Source organism: Vagococcus lutrae (assembly GCF_023299185.1).
GTDB lineage: Bacteria > Bacillota > Bacilli > Lactobacillales > Vagococcaceae > Vagococcus_A > Vagococcus_A lutrae.
The window spans coordinates 684,129-699,258 of the sequence record NZ_CP097017.1; the positions used below are offsets into that span (position 1 = coordinate 684,129).

Annotated in this window: 15 protein-coding genes and 1 pseudogene; all 16 read right to left on the reverse strand. The window is 34.1% G+C overall.

The features are described 5' to 3' along the window. Positions 1-55: 55 nt before the first annotated feature. Positions 56-601: pseudogene (locus M2919_RS03255) on the reverse strand (NADPH-dependent FMN reductase); the annotation flags it as partial. A 1-nt stretch (position 602) separates the two neighbouring features. Continuing rightward, positions 603-1,223 carry an NADPH-dependent FMN reductase gene (locus tag M2919_RS03260; protein WP_248849227.1) on the reverse strand — a complete coding sequence of 207 codons (621 nt, stop codon included), beginning with the start codon at positions 1,221-1,223 and terminating at the stop codon, positions 603-605. Between the two features lie 114 nt (positions 1,224-1,337). Next, entirely contained in the window at positions 1,338-2,090 is a 753-nt protein-coding gene (locus tag M2919_RS03265; RefSeq protein ID WP_248849228.1) for a C39 family peptidase, read from the reverse strand. A gap of 13 nt (positions 2,091-2,103) precedes the next feature. Continuing rightward, positions 2,104-3,504: a hypothetical protein gene (locus M2919_RS03270; RefSeq protein WP_248849229.1), complete on the reverse strand. Its 1,401-nt coding sequence runs from the start codon at positions 3,502-3,504 to the stop codon at positions 2,104-2,106. Further along, positions 3,482-3,724 (reverse strand): hypothetical protein, encoded by a 243-nt coding sequence (locus M2919_RS03275; RefSeq protein ID WP_248849230.1) that lies wholly within the window; start codon positions 3,722-3,724, stop codon positions 3,482-3,484. The genes M2919_RS03270 and M2919_RS03275 overlap by 23 nt, the downstream gene beginning before the upstream one ends. A 24-nt stretch (positions 3,725-3,748) precedes the next feature. Continuing rightward, positions 3,749-4,327, reverse strand: coding sequence for a pectate lyase-like adhesive domain-containing protein (locus tag M2919_RS03280; RefSeq protein WP_248849232.1), 579 nt, complete (start codon positions 4,325-4,327; stop codon positions 3,749-3,751). 8 nt (positions 4,328-4,335) lie between these two features. Further along, positions 4,336-4,692: a hypothetical protein gene (locus M2919_RS03285; RefSeq protein ID WP_248849233.1), complete on the reverse strand. Its 357-nt coding sequence runs from the start codon at positions 4,690-4,692 to the stop codon at positions 4,336-4,338. Positions 4,693-4,829: 137 nt separating this feature from the next. Beyond that, the gene (locus tag M2919_RS03290) at positions 4,830-5,690 is read right to left on the reverse strand and encodes a sugar phosphate isomerase/epimerase family protein (protein ID WP_248849235.1); all 861 of its coding nucleotides are present in this window, start codon (positions 5,688-5,690) and stop codon (positions 4,830-4,832) included. Positions 5,691-5,955: 265 nt separating this feature from the next. After that, a complete protein-coding gene (locus tag M2919_RS03295) occupies positions 5,956-6,783 on the reverse strand; it encodes a carbohydrate ABC transporter permease (RefSeq protein ID WP_248849236.1) in 828 nt (275 codons plus the stop codon). Positions 6,784-6,833: 50 nt separating this feature from the next. Then, a complete protein-coding gene (locus M2919_RS03300; protein WP_248849238.1) occupies positions 6,834-7,742 on the reverse strand; it encodes a carbohydrate ABC transporter permease in 909 nt (302 codons plus the stop codon). Positions 7,743-7,764: 22 nt separating this feature from the next. Continuing rightward, positions 7,765-9,018 carry a sugar ABC transporter substrate-binding protein gene (locus M2919_RS03305; protein WP_248849240.1) on the reverse strand — a complete coding sequence of 418 codons (1,254 nt, stop codon included), beginning with the start codon at positions 9,016-9,018 and terminating at the stop codon, positions 7,765-7,767. Between the two features lie 60 nt (positions 9,019-9,078). Next, entirely contained in the window at positions 9,079-9,984 is a 906-nt protein-coding gene (locus M2919_RS03310; RefSeq protein ID WP_248849242.1) for an AraC family transcriptional regulator, read from the reverse strand. 1,039 nt (positions 9,985-11,023) lie between these two features. Beyond that, complete coding sequence (locus M2919_RS03315) at positions 11,024-11,386, reverse strand: DUF7006 family protein (protein ID WP_248849243.1); 363 nt, start codon at positions 11,384-11,386, stop codon at positions 11,024-11,026. Between the two features lie 282 nt (positions 11,387-11,668). Further along, positions 11,669-12,373, reverse strand: a complete 705-nt coding sequence (locus M2919_RS03320) for a class C sortase (protein ID WP_248849244.1) — start codon at positions 12,371-12,373, stop codon at positions 11,669-11,671. Further along, positions 12,366-13,181, reverse strand: a complete 816-nt coding sequence (locus M2919_RS03325) for a class C sortase (RefSeq protein ID WP_126761978.1) — start codon at positions 13,179-13,181, stop codon at positions 12,366-12,368. Before M2919_RS03325 ends, M2919_RS03320 begins: the two co-directional genes overlap by 8 nt. Positions 13,182-13,256: 75 nt before the next feature. After that, the gene (locus M2919_RS03330; protein WP_248849245.1) at positions 13,257-15,116 is read right to left on the reverse strand and encodes a SpaH/EbpB family LPXTG-anchored major pilin; all 1,860 of its coding nucleotides are present in this window, start codon (positions 15,114-15,116) and stop codon (positions 13,257-13,259) included. Positions 15,117-15,130: the final 14 nt, after the last annotated feature.

The following is a 15,130-nucleotide window of genomic DNA, read 5'->3' on the forward strand; positions in this document are numbered from 1 at the left end:
AGAGTGAATTTTTTATTCACTCTTTTTTTGTGTTTTATTACGATTCAACTTTATCTATCGCCGTTACCAAACGGACAAAACGCTGAAACTTTTCTAAGGTTTGTGTGAGCAACGTTTTGGTTTTCTCATCTTTTAATTGACCATTTTCATCAAAAGCTTCTTTGACATTACCTAACAAAAATTCATGTCCTGGCATTACCATCGCATGTAAACCCGGTGCATTTAAAATTTGGCGTAAATGTAACTGCGCTCGCGATGAGCCTTGTGCATAGTAGGATGCCCCTACAATCAACACTGGCTTATTTTCCAATGGATGAATTTTAAATGATAACCATTCAAGCAAACTTTTAAGAGCAGCTGGAATCGTATGATTATGCTCAGGTGTAGCAATAATAACACCGTCTGCCTGTTCGATCTGACGATGAATTGATTGTATCACCTCAGAGTTAGTTTGATCATGACTTTGATTAAAAAGCGGTACTTGATCTATTTCAATCAACGTTAAGTCAAATTTATCAGAATAATTTTTCTCAATATATTGTAATAAACGACGATTATACGACAAACTCGCATTTGAACCGACTATCCCAACTAGTTTCACCTTACTCACCTCGCTCCTGTTCTTCCCAAGAAAACGCTTGGGCATGGCCTTGATTCATTTTTCGTGCTTTTTTTAATGGCTCTATTAAGGAAATAAAGACTAAAAAATCATCGAAAATAGCTTCTAATGATTCAATTTGTTGAGCATTTTTTAAGCACCCTTCATCATCAAACGCTTGAAGCGAATGACTCACTAAAAACTCCGAGCTAGGCATAATACGTGCTTTTAACTCAGGGGCATCTAATATTTGACGTAAGTGCCATTGAGCACGAGATGACCCTAATGTCCCATAGGACGCACCAGTTAACATCACTGGCTTATCAACAAATGGATAGAGGCCGTATGAAAGCCAGTTTAAGGCGTTAATAAGTGCAGCCGGTACTGAATGGTCATATTCTGGACTACTGATAATAATTCCATCTGCCTCTTCAACTTTTTCTGCTAACTCTTTAACAACATCTGGCAATACAAAGTCAGCTGGTTTATTAAATAATGGTAAATCTTTTATTTCCATCACTTCAATTTGAGCTTTATCGGCAAAATGTTTGTGCATAAATTTTAGCAATAGACGATTTGTCGAAAAGTCTGAATTCGTTCCTACAATAGCAACTAAGCGTTTCATCTTTCTACCCCTCTCTCATCTAGTGTATGCTTTATATAAAATTAAATCAAATAAAATTCTATAAAAAAAGACACATGTTTCCATGTATCTTTGACCTATATATTTCACAAACTACTAAGATTTTTTAAAGCCCCAATAATGCATAAATTCACCTTTTACTTCATCCACAGGATAAGCAGTTAAAGAATGTTGTTTACGGGGGTTATCATTTGGATCTAACAGGCGAATCCCTCCATCAGTGTAATCAGTTAACACCATGATATGACCAACCGTCGTAAAATATCCAGGTTTAGCTGATACAACAACGGGATTACCTGCATCAAGGTATCTCAAAGCATTTTCAATATTGTCTCCTAAATCTTCAAATTCATAATCAAACTCTTTAGCAAAAGCGGGGAAAATGGCCCATGAAGTGCCTCCGTCAGTAAAATAGTCATCCTTAGCCCAGTCCAACACCACTGTTGGTTCAGTCAAAGCTTCCTTTAAAATGGAATCTACGATTGTTAAAGACGCAATCGCGCACCCGTTAATATCTAACGTATCACGCAAACCTCCTCCATAGTGTAAATCACGATAACGTTCGTCGGTTTGAAGGATTAAATACGGTGATTGTTGTTCCTTTTCTAATTGTTCATTCGTTTTTTGAGCATACGACTGCTGCGGAAAATCACGTTCAAATTTCAATGACTCAATCTGAGTTTTCTTTTTTGCGTTAGCTTCCGTTATCGCTCCCACCTTTTGCGCTAACGCTTGATTTTGCTTTTGTTCTTTTATCAGCATTCCTACACTAATAACGAGTAACACTGATACTATAAATAATTTTACTGAACATTTTAATTTTCGTCGCTTTCTATTTCCGTTATTCATACTTCTTCTCCTATCATTTAACTTCATTAGCAGGAATATTTTCTAAAGACCATGATAACACACTCTTGTATTGGCCTGCTAGCTGTTTTTCTGGTGTTATCCATATTTGTAACCCAGCTTTTTCATTCCAATTTTCCGAAACATTCGTCTGTTCGGACGAAGTATCAACTACTTCGACCACTTGCGCTTCATCGCTTATTTCTGAGTAATTCTCACCGTGTTTATATATCATCACATTATTTAATAAACGACCACTTTCATTGGTCATTGGTTTCAGTAAACGCAGTTTTAAAGACCAACCACCTCTATTAGGACCTCGAGTATCTTCAACAATCAAATCTCGGTCAACTCTAGGGACTAACTTTTGCGTCTGAATTGAGATTAAAACATTCCCAAAGTCTATTTGACTAGGCACTTGAGAGAGTTTAAGTTCGCCAGTCACTAGTACTCTCGTCGCCTTTTTAAAAGTAGCGTCATGAAAATCAACATTTTCTAGTGGTGTTCGATTATCGCTCCCTGTATAAGTACTTGGTTTTTCTAATAGTGCTTCTGCGTCACAACTTGTATCTTCGAGTACTATTTGGAGTAAATCTCCAGAATGTCGTTCTAAAGATTGAATATTTAATGACCAAGCGCCCTCAGCAGAGACAGTCGTTTCAAATGGTTGTAAAATTTTATTTTGGTATAAAAAAACTTTTGTAAAAGGTTCCCCTTTCCCACTTAAAATATCACGTGTCAACGGTTGCCTCACCCCACCTTCAATTGTCACAGGCTCTGGTGGGGTAACATCAAGTATGCTTTGACGATAACTTGACGAATAGCGATTAGCTTTCTGTAACACAATATCATAAATCGTATCTTTTTCATACAAAATTGTGTGTTTAGGTAAAAATATTTCCCCATATTGATTAGTTTTCACTGTCTTGGTGTCTGCTTCATTAATCGTAACATGTGCAAGAACTTGATTTTCCGAAGCGTAGACAGGTATAAAATGCGCTTGACCGTAACGATTATAGCCGTTATTATCAACCACATTACCTATTTCGACTTTTATCCCCAATTCACTATCAGCGTCAGTTATCACTTGTTTGACTAATCGAGGTGGCTCATTCATCGCGGCAATTCTTTGATAGTCCTCAAGATTGAGTTTTTTTAACCCTTCCTCGCTTGTTTCTGCATTGCTCGTATTATTATCAGAAACATTAAAATAATCAACCTCATTAAAGTTAATAGTCGAAGGCTGTAAAATTTCTTGTCTTTTATTCCATAATTCAACATCTGTTTCCGTTAACCGAATGAAACAATTGTCTTTCTTGCTCCCAACATTCATTGCGGTTCCTTTACTATTGAGATTGCGAAGATCAAAGTGTTGCGGATTGTCTAAAATAAATTCATTGTTTTTTTCTAGTAACACGTCCTCCACCAACAGCATCAGAATGTAACTCTACTAGCGGCTGAGACGTGTTGTTCACAATTGTCAATGAGGCTCCAGTATCCGACTGATATTTAGCTTTATTGGCACTAAATGCTATCACTGATTTATTGCCACTTTCTGTTGCTAAAATAACAGAAGCATTTGCTTTCACTGACATTGATGAACCGTCGTCATTAAAACGAACTGCATTTCCAGGCATCCTAATATTTAAAAAGCTCGCTTCTCAAACTGTGATTTCTTTAAAGTGGGAATAAATTGCTGGATAAGTACTTCCTAAGCGTTGCGTTTGACTTAGATTTACTTCACAATTTTTACCAATTCGAAAACCTTGCCGATTCCCAGTTGATTGTGCAGGTGGTACGACATCGTACCAAAATATAGAAAAATCATAGTAATTTACATTACCAAAATAATGAGTCCCCTCTTCCATCTCAAAATCACCTAAATAAAAGTTTTCGGCACGAGTGTCAATATGCATATTACCATAGACGCTAACTGAGGCTTGTGTTGCTCTCGCCAACCGTTGCACAGACGGTTCCGTGGTTACATTTCCAAAGCGAAATCGCCATTTTCTACTAGCAGCATAGTTAAGTCGCGTACCTACAATATCCTCACTCTCTGCTCCTGCATATCGCTGAGCCAGGGTAATATCATGCATGAAAAATTCTCGTTCACTATCCGGAAGTCCTAAATAAATTGATGACGTTTGAAAATCTAAACGATATCCTCCACCATCGATTTCTAGCGACGTCTTCCGTTGATATGATGATAGACTATGTGCTGTCATCTGTGGATTAATCACGTCTTGTGTTAATTTAATGACTCTAACTTCTTCATTTCTAACCGCCTTGACAAAATCCCCCAGGTTGCGACCATTTGAATCGCATTTGTTTTGGAATTTGTTAAAGCAGGAGAGACATTCTCTTCCGATATTTTTTCGACGGTACCTAGAGTATTTTCACTCTGTATTGTTGGAACATTTTCAGTATTATTATTTTCGTGAGCTTCATTAGTATCCGCTTCGATATCACTTTCAACTACATTAGACTCAGATGTCTTCGTCGTTTCTATTTTCAAATCGTTATTAATCGCCACTATTTTTAAGGTTAACTGAAAATATAAAGTGATTAAAAAAAGAGAAAAAATTACTTTCATTCTATTTGCCATATCATTCTCCTTTTTCATAAAATGTATATTTTAAGAAAGTTATTATAACTTAAAAAAGGAAAATGTCAAAGAAAATATATAAAAAAAAGAGCTCATTTTGAGCTCTTTTTTTTATATATTTTCTTTTCATTAAAAGCTTATTTATCAAGCATCAATTTTAATGCCTTTGCTGTATCATTTACCAGTTGTTCCGGATAATAACGGTTGGGAGTAAGTTCCGCAGTTAGCGGGCCCGTATAATGAACACGCTTTAATTCGCCTATCACTTCTATCCAGTTAACATCTCCCGCTAATAATTTGGTAAATCCAGTAGCATTGCCTGCAGACAATTTATAATCTTTAACGTGCACTTTTACAATTCGTGATCCGAGAGTTTCAATCCATTGATGTGGATAGCCAAAGTGCAATATATTCCCAATGTCAAGATAGACCTTTATGAAAGGATGATTGATTTCATCGATAAAACGTTTCATTTCTAAAGGTGTTAGTAAAAAGCGGTTCCAAACATTTTCGACTCCTAAATAAATATTTGCCTTTTCCGCATAGAAACTCAATTCCTTAAGTGTTTGTTGAGCTAATCGATAAGCTTCTTCATAACAATCCTCTGTCTTTATAACACCTGGAACTATTAACACTGTATCGCCTCCAAGAATATGACAAGCATCTATCATTCTTTTGGCTACTTCTTTTCCTTGCTCTCTGACTGTTGGATTTTCATCATTTAAGCGGTATTTCCAATGTAAATCTGTACTAATACTTGAAATCGGCAAATCATACATTTCAGATATTTCTTTAATTTTAATTAATCCTTCTGAAGTTGTCAGAGTTGTTAGAAATTGACTATTTTCTGTTGCAATGCCAAAACTATTAATATCACTATCATTAAATTCTGACATATTCAACTCTATCGTATCAAAGCCAGCTTGCTTGACCATTCGGAATGTTTCTTCTAATGAAAGACCACTAGGAAGTGACCAGTTATTTATTCCTAATTGCATCGCCATGCTCCTTTATTTGAGTTTGAAAAACATGTTGTGCCAATCTTATTAATATCTCATAATACTATCAATTCAAAATAGAAATCAAACAGTTATAGTTTATAAATTTAAGCTATTTTTTATAAAATGGCATCATCCTCTATTGACTACAAGTAGGACGATGCCATTTATGTTTAATACATTTGTTTAATTTTTTATAGTTTACATAAATTCTCCATAATTATTTCTATTAATGAATTGTCCATATTCTTAAATCGAATACTAACTATCCTTTCGATCCACTCAAGGCAATCCCCTCAATAAACTGTTTTTGGAAAATAAGATAAATCATTAATAGCGGAATGATTGCTAAAAATGATCCGGCCATCATCAAAGGAAAGTTAGTAGCATGCTGACCACTAAGTTGTGCTAACCCTGCTGACAATGTCATCTTATCATTTGATGTGTTAACAATTAATGGCCATAGTAACGAATTCCACCCATATAATATTGCAAATATAGAAAGAGATATCAACGCAGATTTAGAAAGTGGTAAAATTACTGTGAAAAATATTTTTATTCTCGAAGCCCCATCTAAAATCGCTGCTTCCTCCAATTCATCAGGTATTGTCATAAAAAACTGACGTAATAAGAAAGTCCCAAAAGCTGAGAATAATCCTGGTAAGAATAACGCAGGTATGCTATCTAGCAATCCTAACTTTTGAATAATCAAATATTGTGGTATCAAAAAAACTTGTCCCGGCACCATCAATACAGACAATATCAAAATAAATAAAGTATTTTTAAATGGAAAATCTAATTTAGCAAATGCATACGCAGCCATTGAACAAAAGAAAATTTGTCCAACCGTAATGACAGCAGTCGAAACAAACGTATTAAAATAAAATTTGCCAAAATCTAATACTTCAAAAATCTCAACAAAGTTTTGCCATTGCGGTATTGCTGGCAATACAGTTGGCGGCACAGCAATTGCTTCTGGTTTAGTTTTTAATGCTGTCAAAATCATCCATAAAAATGGAAATATCATGATGATAGATCCTAGTATTAAGATGGCATGGACAACAATCTTTTTTCCTATTGGTGTTTTCTCCATGATAATCCTCCTTTCCCCTCATAAATTACTTTACAAGAGGGAATTAATCGTTAATAGTGAACCCATTTTTTCTGGAACATAAACTGTATTACCGTAATTAGTAAGGTAATCGATAATAGGACAACAGATATAGCAGCGGCATATCCTTTATCATTAAACACAAACGCGTGACGATAGAAAAGATATGACAAAGATTGAACACTTTGTAATGCTGGATTGGTTTCACTATACATTAAAAATATTAAATCATAAACTTGTAATGCACCGATTAAGGAGGTAATCATATTAAAAAATATAGTAGGCGTAATCATAGGTAACGTAATAGAAAAGAATTTTCTAAACGTGCCAGCACCGTCAATCTCGGATGCTTCATACAATGACCTAGGGACACTCTGAAGACCTGCTAAATATAGAATAATAGATTGTCCTAATGAACTCCAAACTCCAACTGTTATTAATGAAATCATAGCCCATTTTTCATCAGTTAACCATTTAGGCCCTATAATTCCTATTTTTAATAAGAGTTGATTGATAACACCGTACTGGTTATTAAACATCCACTTCCAAATCATAGCAATAGCAGATGTCATAGTGACGGCTGGAAGGAAATAGATGACTCGATACAAACCTACTCCTTTGATTTTATTATTTAAAAGTGTCGCAATAATAATGGAAATCGCAATACCTATAGGAACTGTGAAAATTGCATAGGTTACCGTATTTTTTAACGCTTCTCTAACTTGAACATCTGAGACCATCTTCTTAAAATTTTCAAGACCTATAAAAACGGACCCTCCAAATTTCCCCCATTCAGTAAACGAATAGTATACATTTTGAATCATTGGAAAGAGATAAAAGATAAAGAGTCCAATCATTAAAGGCGCAATGAAAAGGAGTGCTGTGATTAAATCTTCATTTTTATACTTTTTTTTCATGATTACAGTTACGCCATTTTTCATTACTCACGAGCCTCCTTAGTTACTATTTTGAAAGCTGAGCGTTCGCTTTCTCAGCTACTTGTTTACAAGCTTCTTCAATCGTCAATTTACCAGACCATGCGTCATTAAAGATATCTTGTTCTAAACTAATAGCTGACATACTATTTTTATAGTTTGGAAGAGGAACTGCATACTCTTTCGCATCAACAAAAACTTGTAAATTTTGGTTTGGATAGGCTTTTACCCATCCACCTTCTGAACCGTCATATACTGGCAATACTAAACCACTTTCGCCTGCCATCTCCATAGCTTCTTTGGATGAAAGATATTCGATCCATTTCTTAGCAGCTTCTGGATGTTTTGTTTTCGATGACATAACATGAGCTAGCGGATTAGAAGTAACAGCCCGTGTTTTCCCTTTTGGTATTGGTGCAATGTCAATGTTTTCAAGACCATACTCATCAGCAAATACTGTCGGCACTCCGTATGACCCAGCTACCCCCATTGCCACTTTTTCTGCTAATAACATCTCATATATATTAGTTTCTGCTTGTTCATCAACAGGTGGTGCAAAGCCTTCTTCAGAAAAACTATGATAAAATTCTAAAGCTTCAATTGTTTCTGGTTTATCAAAACCAGATTTTGTTCCGTCTTCACTAAAAGGGGAGCCTCCATTTGAATAAATTAACTCATAGTATCCACCTTGCCATGTAACTGGTGTCGACATCCCGTATACTTTTTTATCTTTGTTTGTTAACTTCTCAGCAGCTTCCTTCCATGTATCCCAAGTCCAATCTTCATTTGGATATTCTACTCCTGCTTCATCAAACAATTTCTTATTGTAGTACAAAGCATGGGAGTCAAAATCTTTAGGAATACCATACAAACTGCCATCTTTTGAATATGCTGTCAGGTATTGATCAGCAAACTTATCTTCATCAAACTTAACATCGTCTAGCGGAGCCAGTATGCCTGAATCTATGTAATCTTGAGCATAAGGTGTATTCATCCAAAAGACATCCGGAGCATTGTTACCTGTAATAGCTGTTTCTAATTTCGTCCAATATTGTGCCCATGGCGTGATTTCAAATTTTATTTTTATATCCGGATTCTCTTCTTCAAACTTCTTAGCGATTTCTTTATAAACAACTTGCTGTTCTTTATCCCACAACGCATAAGAAATAGTTGTTTCTTTGCCCTTTCCTCCTGCTTTTTCAGACTCTCCTTTACTTCCACAACCGACGAGCAAAGATAATGCTGCTACTGAAACTAGTAATCCTAATAATCTTTTTTTCATATTTAAATCCCTCCCATTTTTATATAAAAGCCAAATAATATTTTGACTTACTACCAGACGTTAATAGGTACTTTCTTCAAACTTTTTGATAGATGTCAGATAAGCACTTGGACTAAGTCCAACATGATTTTTAAATGAAGATGAAAAATATGAAAGTGAGTCAAACCCTACAAATTTAGCAATCTCACTCATATTTAGTTTTTCTTCTCGAATTAAGTGTTTTGCTTTTTCCATTCTAATTTCTTTCAAGTAACTCATCACTGTATAGCCTGTTTCCTTTTTAAACATTCTTTTGAGATATGTTTTGCTTAAATAAAATGTGTTACAAATATCATCCAATGTAATGACTTCTGACATGTTTTTTTCTAAATACTTAATAATATCGTTAACGACATCATTTTCAAATTGGCGCTTTAACAAACCTGATTTCCTAGTCATTTTTTTATTCTCATCTGTACGTTTTAATAAGATGAGCAATTGACTCAAATACATATACATCATTTGTTCTGAACCAAACATCGCTTCTTCTAATCGATTGCTTGGATCGTATACTCTACCTAAGTCGCTCTTAAATACATTTTTTGCTTCTGCAATGAATTTCCCAATGATTTTCCGATGCTCATGGGTCGCTTTTATGATAACGTTTTCAAAAAAACTCATTGAAATTGATTCACAGACAAAGCTAATAATAACAACACTTGAAGCTACTTGTTTATTACCAGATATTGAATGAAACTCGTTTGGTTTATGAAAAATCATGTCATCCTTTTCTAATTGATAAGTTTTATCATCAGCTGTTACTTCTACCTCTCCACTATCCACATATACCAATTCCCAAAAATCATGTTTTTCTCCAGGAAAATGATAGTTCTTCGTGAAATCATTCTGATAGACGGTTAGGATTTTTTGTATATCAAATACATGTCCAGAGAATGAATCTTCTAAGTTAAGTAATGGATTTTTCATAAAAACTCCTCCTAACTCTAGGTTTATCTTATATTAATCACTATTGGTATTGCTACTTTTTATTAGATTTCAAACCGAATATTAAAAAAATTGGCCCTTATTCAAAACAATCAATAAAATCTATAAGTGTTTAGTTACGATATTTAACTCTTCTTTAAAATATCAAATATCACTCCATATTAGTAGTACTCTTTCATTTATTAATCATATTTTAACTTTCGTTCAATAAATGGTATACATTTTACTACGTTTTTAAATGCTAAATTATTAAACAATTATATAAATACACTTTTCCTAATTATGAATTTTTATATAATTCACAAAGATACTTGAAAGACAAATTAGACCATTTAAGTTTTTAATACTTAAATTAAGTATTCTTTTTGTTCATCAACCATTTCATTGACCAAGTTATATAAGAAGTCTTTGATTAGTTACTATTGATTAACATCTATGGTTCTACCATGTTTATAATACGACATTTTGAAAAAATATACTTTAAAAAAATAAATATTCAATGGTCAGGCCAACAATATGACTAAATAAAAACAGGGTGTAGTTGCCATGAACTACATTATCCTTATCAAGCAGAAGCCTTGATGGTTGACAGTCTCTCATCTTATTTAGAACCGCTGAAAGAAGCATATCACTGTTAACCATCCACTAGAATGAATACCTGAAACATTAGATTCAGGGTTTCTTAATAAACTTCAAAATCTTTTAACTATGAAGAGTGGGTTCGTAACTCTTTGATATATCCTTATTCAAACGGTAAAAATTGAAGCTAAAAAATGGATATATTAAAATCTTAAAACTGGTACCATACGGGTCTAAGTCATTTGAGAACATGAAATTAAGAATATTCATGATGACTCACCTCATTAGAAGTAAAATAAAAAGATGAATGGAACAAGTTCCACTCATCTTTCAATTTCTTTTTGACTCAGCAGCCCTATTTAACAACGAGTCACAAAATTTACCTTTAGTTAAAAAAAATCTTATTGTTTAATTGAGATAAAATTTAAAAGTATCACTACGTCTACTCTACTTTGTAAAATAAACTTTTCGTCATGAAATCACATGAAGTTTCTGAATATTGATCCCAATGGTATTTAACATAATCTGTTTCAACAAGCTCTACAATATCCATAGCTTCTACTACTTTAGGATTCTTTTTATTGAACTCTAAAAAAGAAAATAACACTTGCATTTTTCGATCAACACCTACGAGACGCGCTAACATCTCTTGATAGTTTTCAATAGTCAATCCTTCTAATATTTTTTTTCCTTGTGATTTTAACGTTTCAAAATAATGGATAATTGTTTGTCTGATTTGTTCATTCATTTCATTAGGCAAGTAGCTTTCAATATTTTCTTCAAAGAAATTACCTGTCTCTTCCACTTCGGTCACCCCATTATTATTAAACTATATTTAAATACTGTATCATTTAATATTATTATAACAAAGTTGTATGAACAAAGACTGAACATGTGAATAAACTAATGTAAGCTAGACATCAAACAAATATTAATAATCTTTTTTAACTAACTGTATAACGATCGACATTTATTCTTATAACGAGTCTAAAATTACTAATACTTTAAAGGGGGAGATGTCCACAGTTTTAAATTGCTTTCATCAGTTCTTTGTCTAGCTTACGTTAATCTTTTAGAATAAACATCGTTATCGAACAGTACGCTCACCATGTATTAGTAACCTTTGCGTGTTTGCTCCTAATGGATGGCATGTAATCAGTGTTGCTAAATCTTTTCCTGGTTGAATCTCTAATATTTCTGTTTCATCAGGATAAATAATCGATTGATCATAAACTTTATAAGACAACGTTTCAGACATAGTATGAATATAAAAATATTCTCCTACCCCTACTCGATCGACATACATCAGCATTTCTTGTGTCCATAAACCTCTGTGTCCAGCCAAAACTGTATGAGTCCCTTCTCCTCCGATTGGTAAAGAAGAACCCTCTACTAAACCAATCCCTTTATCGAGTGCTTCATCTGTAGCATCTAAATAGATCGGTGCAACTAAATCTAACTTTGGTATCTCTAAAACAGCAAACATCTCATCACTATTTATTCCTAAACAATCTTTCATTTTTTTTACATTCTCTTGGTTAGAATCAAATGGATCCATAAAGCTTGAGGAATCTTTCATTATCTTAGCATTGCATTGTTTTACTCTATCCATCATTTCATTTACTTCCTCATCACTTAACGCATCATTACTAATCATGAATTCATGAAAACTTTTTTCGTTTTTAAAATGATGATAGTAACGCACGACATGCGGAAAAACTAATAAGAACACTCCTATAATTAAAAAAATCCAAAATAACAACGATGTATTCTTTCTCCCTTTTTTATTCATTTTTCTTTCTCCTTTTTGTTATGAGAACCATCAAAATGAATAAAAATAAAATTACGACTCCAATAACCATTAATCGATCTAATTTAGGTGCTCGTCTAGTTGATACTTTTTCTCTGGCTTCTTCATATGGTACTCTCTCGCCTGTCACTAACAAACGATGCGTATTAATCATATACGGTTCGCAAGTTAATAATGTAGATAACTCTTTGCCTTCAACTTGTTGTAACCAATCTGTTTCATTAGGCAATACGATGTTCTGTTCCTGAACTTCATACGCATAGGTTTCGTCTAAAACAGAAATAAAATATACATCTCCAGGTTCTAACTTATCAAGATGACGAAATAACGTTGCACTCGGTAAACCACGATGAGCGGTTAAAACAGAATGAGTCCCTTCACCACCTACCGGCAAAGCAGAATTTTCTAAATGTCCGACACCTTTACTTAAAACTTTTTCATTTGAACCATGATAAATTGGTAAATGTAGATCAAGTTTGGGTATATCGAGTACAGCCATAACCTCTCCAATATTTAATGCATCATAATAACTCTTACTTCCCGCTTTCTCTGTACCATTATCAAAAGGATCGATAAATTCTTGTTCTTCTTCTTTTATTTTTTCATTATGCTCTTTTGCACGTCGCTCGGCATCTTTTTTTTGTTTTTCATCCAATTCTTTCATAATTTCATCATAATTTTCAATCTGCTTCACATGTCCTGTTGTCGATACATAATTGGCAATAAATGGATACGAAAAAATCGCAAGTCCCATCATGAGCAATAAGATAATGACTTTATTGTTACGCATAAGAGACCTCCTTTATAACAAAAGAATTCTAATCACTAATGATCAGAATTCTTTCTTTTCAATTAACTCAATTCATTATACTGCTGGGTCCTCTTCACGACGGTTATATAAAGCGAATGCTAGAAGCATAAAGCCTAAACCTGCTGCAGTAAATAGCATTGTACCCATTCCACCTGTTGTTGGTAAATCCCAACCAGATTTAGAGTTTTCTACTGTTACAGCTTTATCATGTACTTTGTTTTCAACCTCTACTTCAAGTGGTTTTGCTAATAGACGATATGGTTTTACTTCACCATTTTCATTTGTATAAGTAGGAGCTTTGGTCTCGTGTAAGTAATAAGTTCCTGGTGTCAAACCTGTAATCGCAATTTCTCCATCTTTACCAGTTACTAATTTTTCTAAATTACCTTCATGAGTATTTCCATTAACCTCAATAACAGTTCCAGTAGCAACGACAACATCTTTACCTTCTTTGTCCGTTGTAAGTTTGAACTCTGCCCCTTCTAATTTTATAGAAGGATCTTTCTTATCTACCTTAATCACTTTTAATCCACCTTCTGTCGGATCAACTGTTACAGGTGGTGTCGTTGGTGGTTCTTCCGGTGGTGTTAACGGTGGATTGTTTGGATCTTTTGGTTTAGTATAAGAGCCTTTATCATTGTCAAAATCTAATTTCGCGGTATTTGGTATTCCTGTTTCCTCTGGTTTTAAAACAGCATCTTTTTTAATTTTTGATGTAAAACTAATCTTTATATCTTCTCCAGGTATCAACTTACTTAAGTCTTTCACTTCCCAGATAAGAGTCTGACCTTCTTGTGTAAATTGGATGTTATCTTTCTCTGTACCCACTACATCCCAACTACCTGCATACTCTAAACGATTATCTAATGTATCCGTAACTGCCAATAAGCCGTAGTTTTCAATATCCTTAGGTGTATTGATAGTTAAGTTATAGGTATAAGCTTTGTCTCGATCAACTTGAATATGTTGTTGTTCTTCTACATCTTTTTTTATTTCTGGTTTTTTGTAGTTAGTAAATTCCCCATTATCTGTTAAGTACTTATCTTGAGGAGTCCACTGCACTTCAATTTCTTGACCTGAAGCATCTTTGCGGATTTCAAATGCTAATTTTGACGTATTCAATGCCAATTTCTTATCTGTTGTTTTTTCTTGGAAATAATATTTACCAGCTGCTAATCCGGTTACGCCAATTTTTCCATATTCATTAGTAAATAGCGGACTAATATCTGTACCTTGAGAATCTTTTACTTTTTCTCCGTTTTCATGATATAAATCAAATTTAATACCTTTTAAGATGTTACCATTTTCATCTTTTTTGATAAGTTCGATATCTCCACGAATTGTTTCGTTTTTCGGATAAATATGTACATCATAATTTAAAGTATCGCCCTCTACATTTGTCATTGGAATATCTACTGTAAATACTTCATTGTTTAAAATGACATGGTCAGGACCAGCAGTTTCTCTTACTTCGTAACGTCCTAGTTCCAAATCATTTTCTTTTGTAAATATTGCTTTTCCTTCTGCGTTGGTCGTTGCTTCGATAGTAACCTTGTCATCTCCAAATACTTCTGTCCAAGTATCTGTCTGAGCATTATAGTGATGCGTCTTAGTCAGTGTAAATGTGACACCTTCAAGAGGTGTAATTCCCGCCGGTTTATATTGATCGGCAGTACCATCTCCTGGTGCTCCATTGTTCGGCAATGCTCTAGCATATAAGTCCTCATCTTCAGGTGGTTCCTGATCACCGAATTCATCTCCTAGGGGCTCTTGTTCGAACTTGTGGATCGTTAATTGTGGATTATCTGCATTGCCTAATAACGTATAAGCCTGTGTTAGACTTGGAACAAATACAGATAATACTAAACTTGCTACTAAGAATATTCTTAGCGATATACTTTGTACAATCTTCATTACGTTCTTCCTTT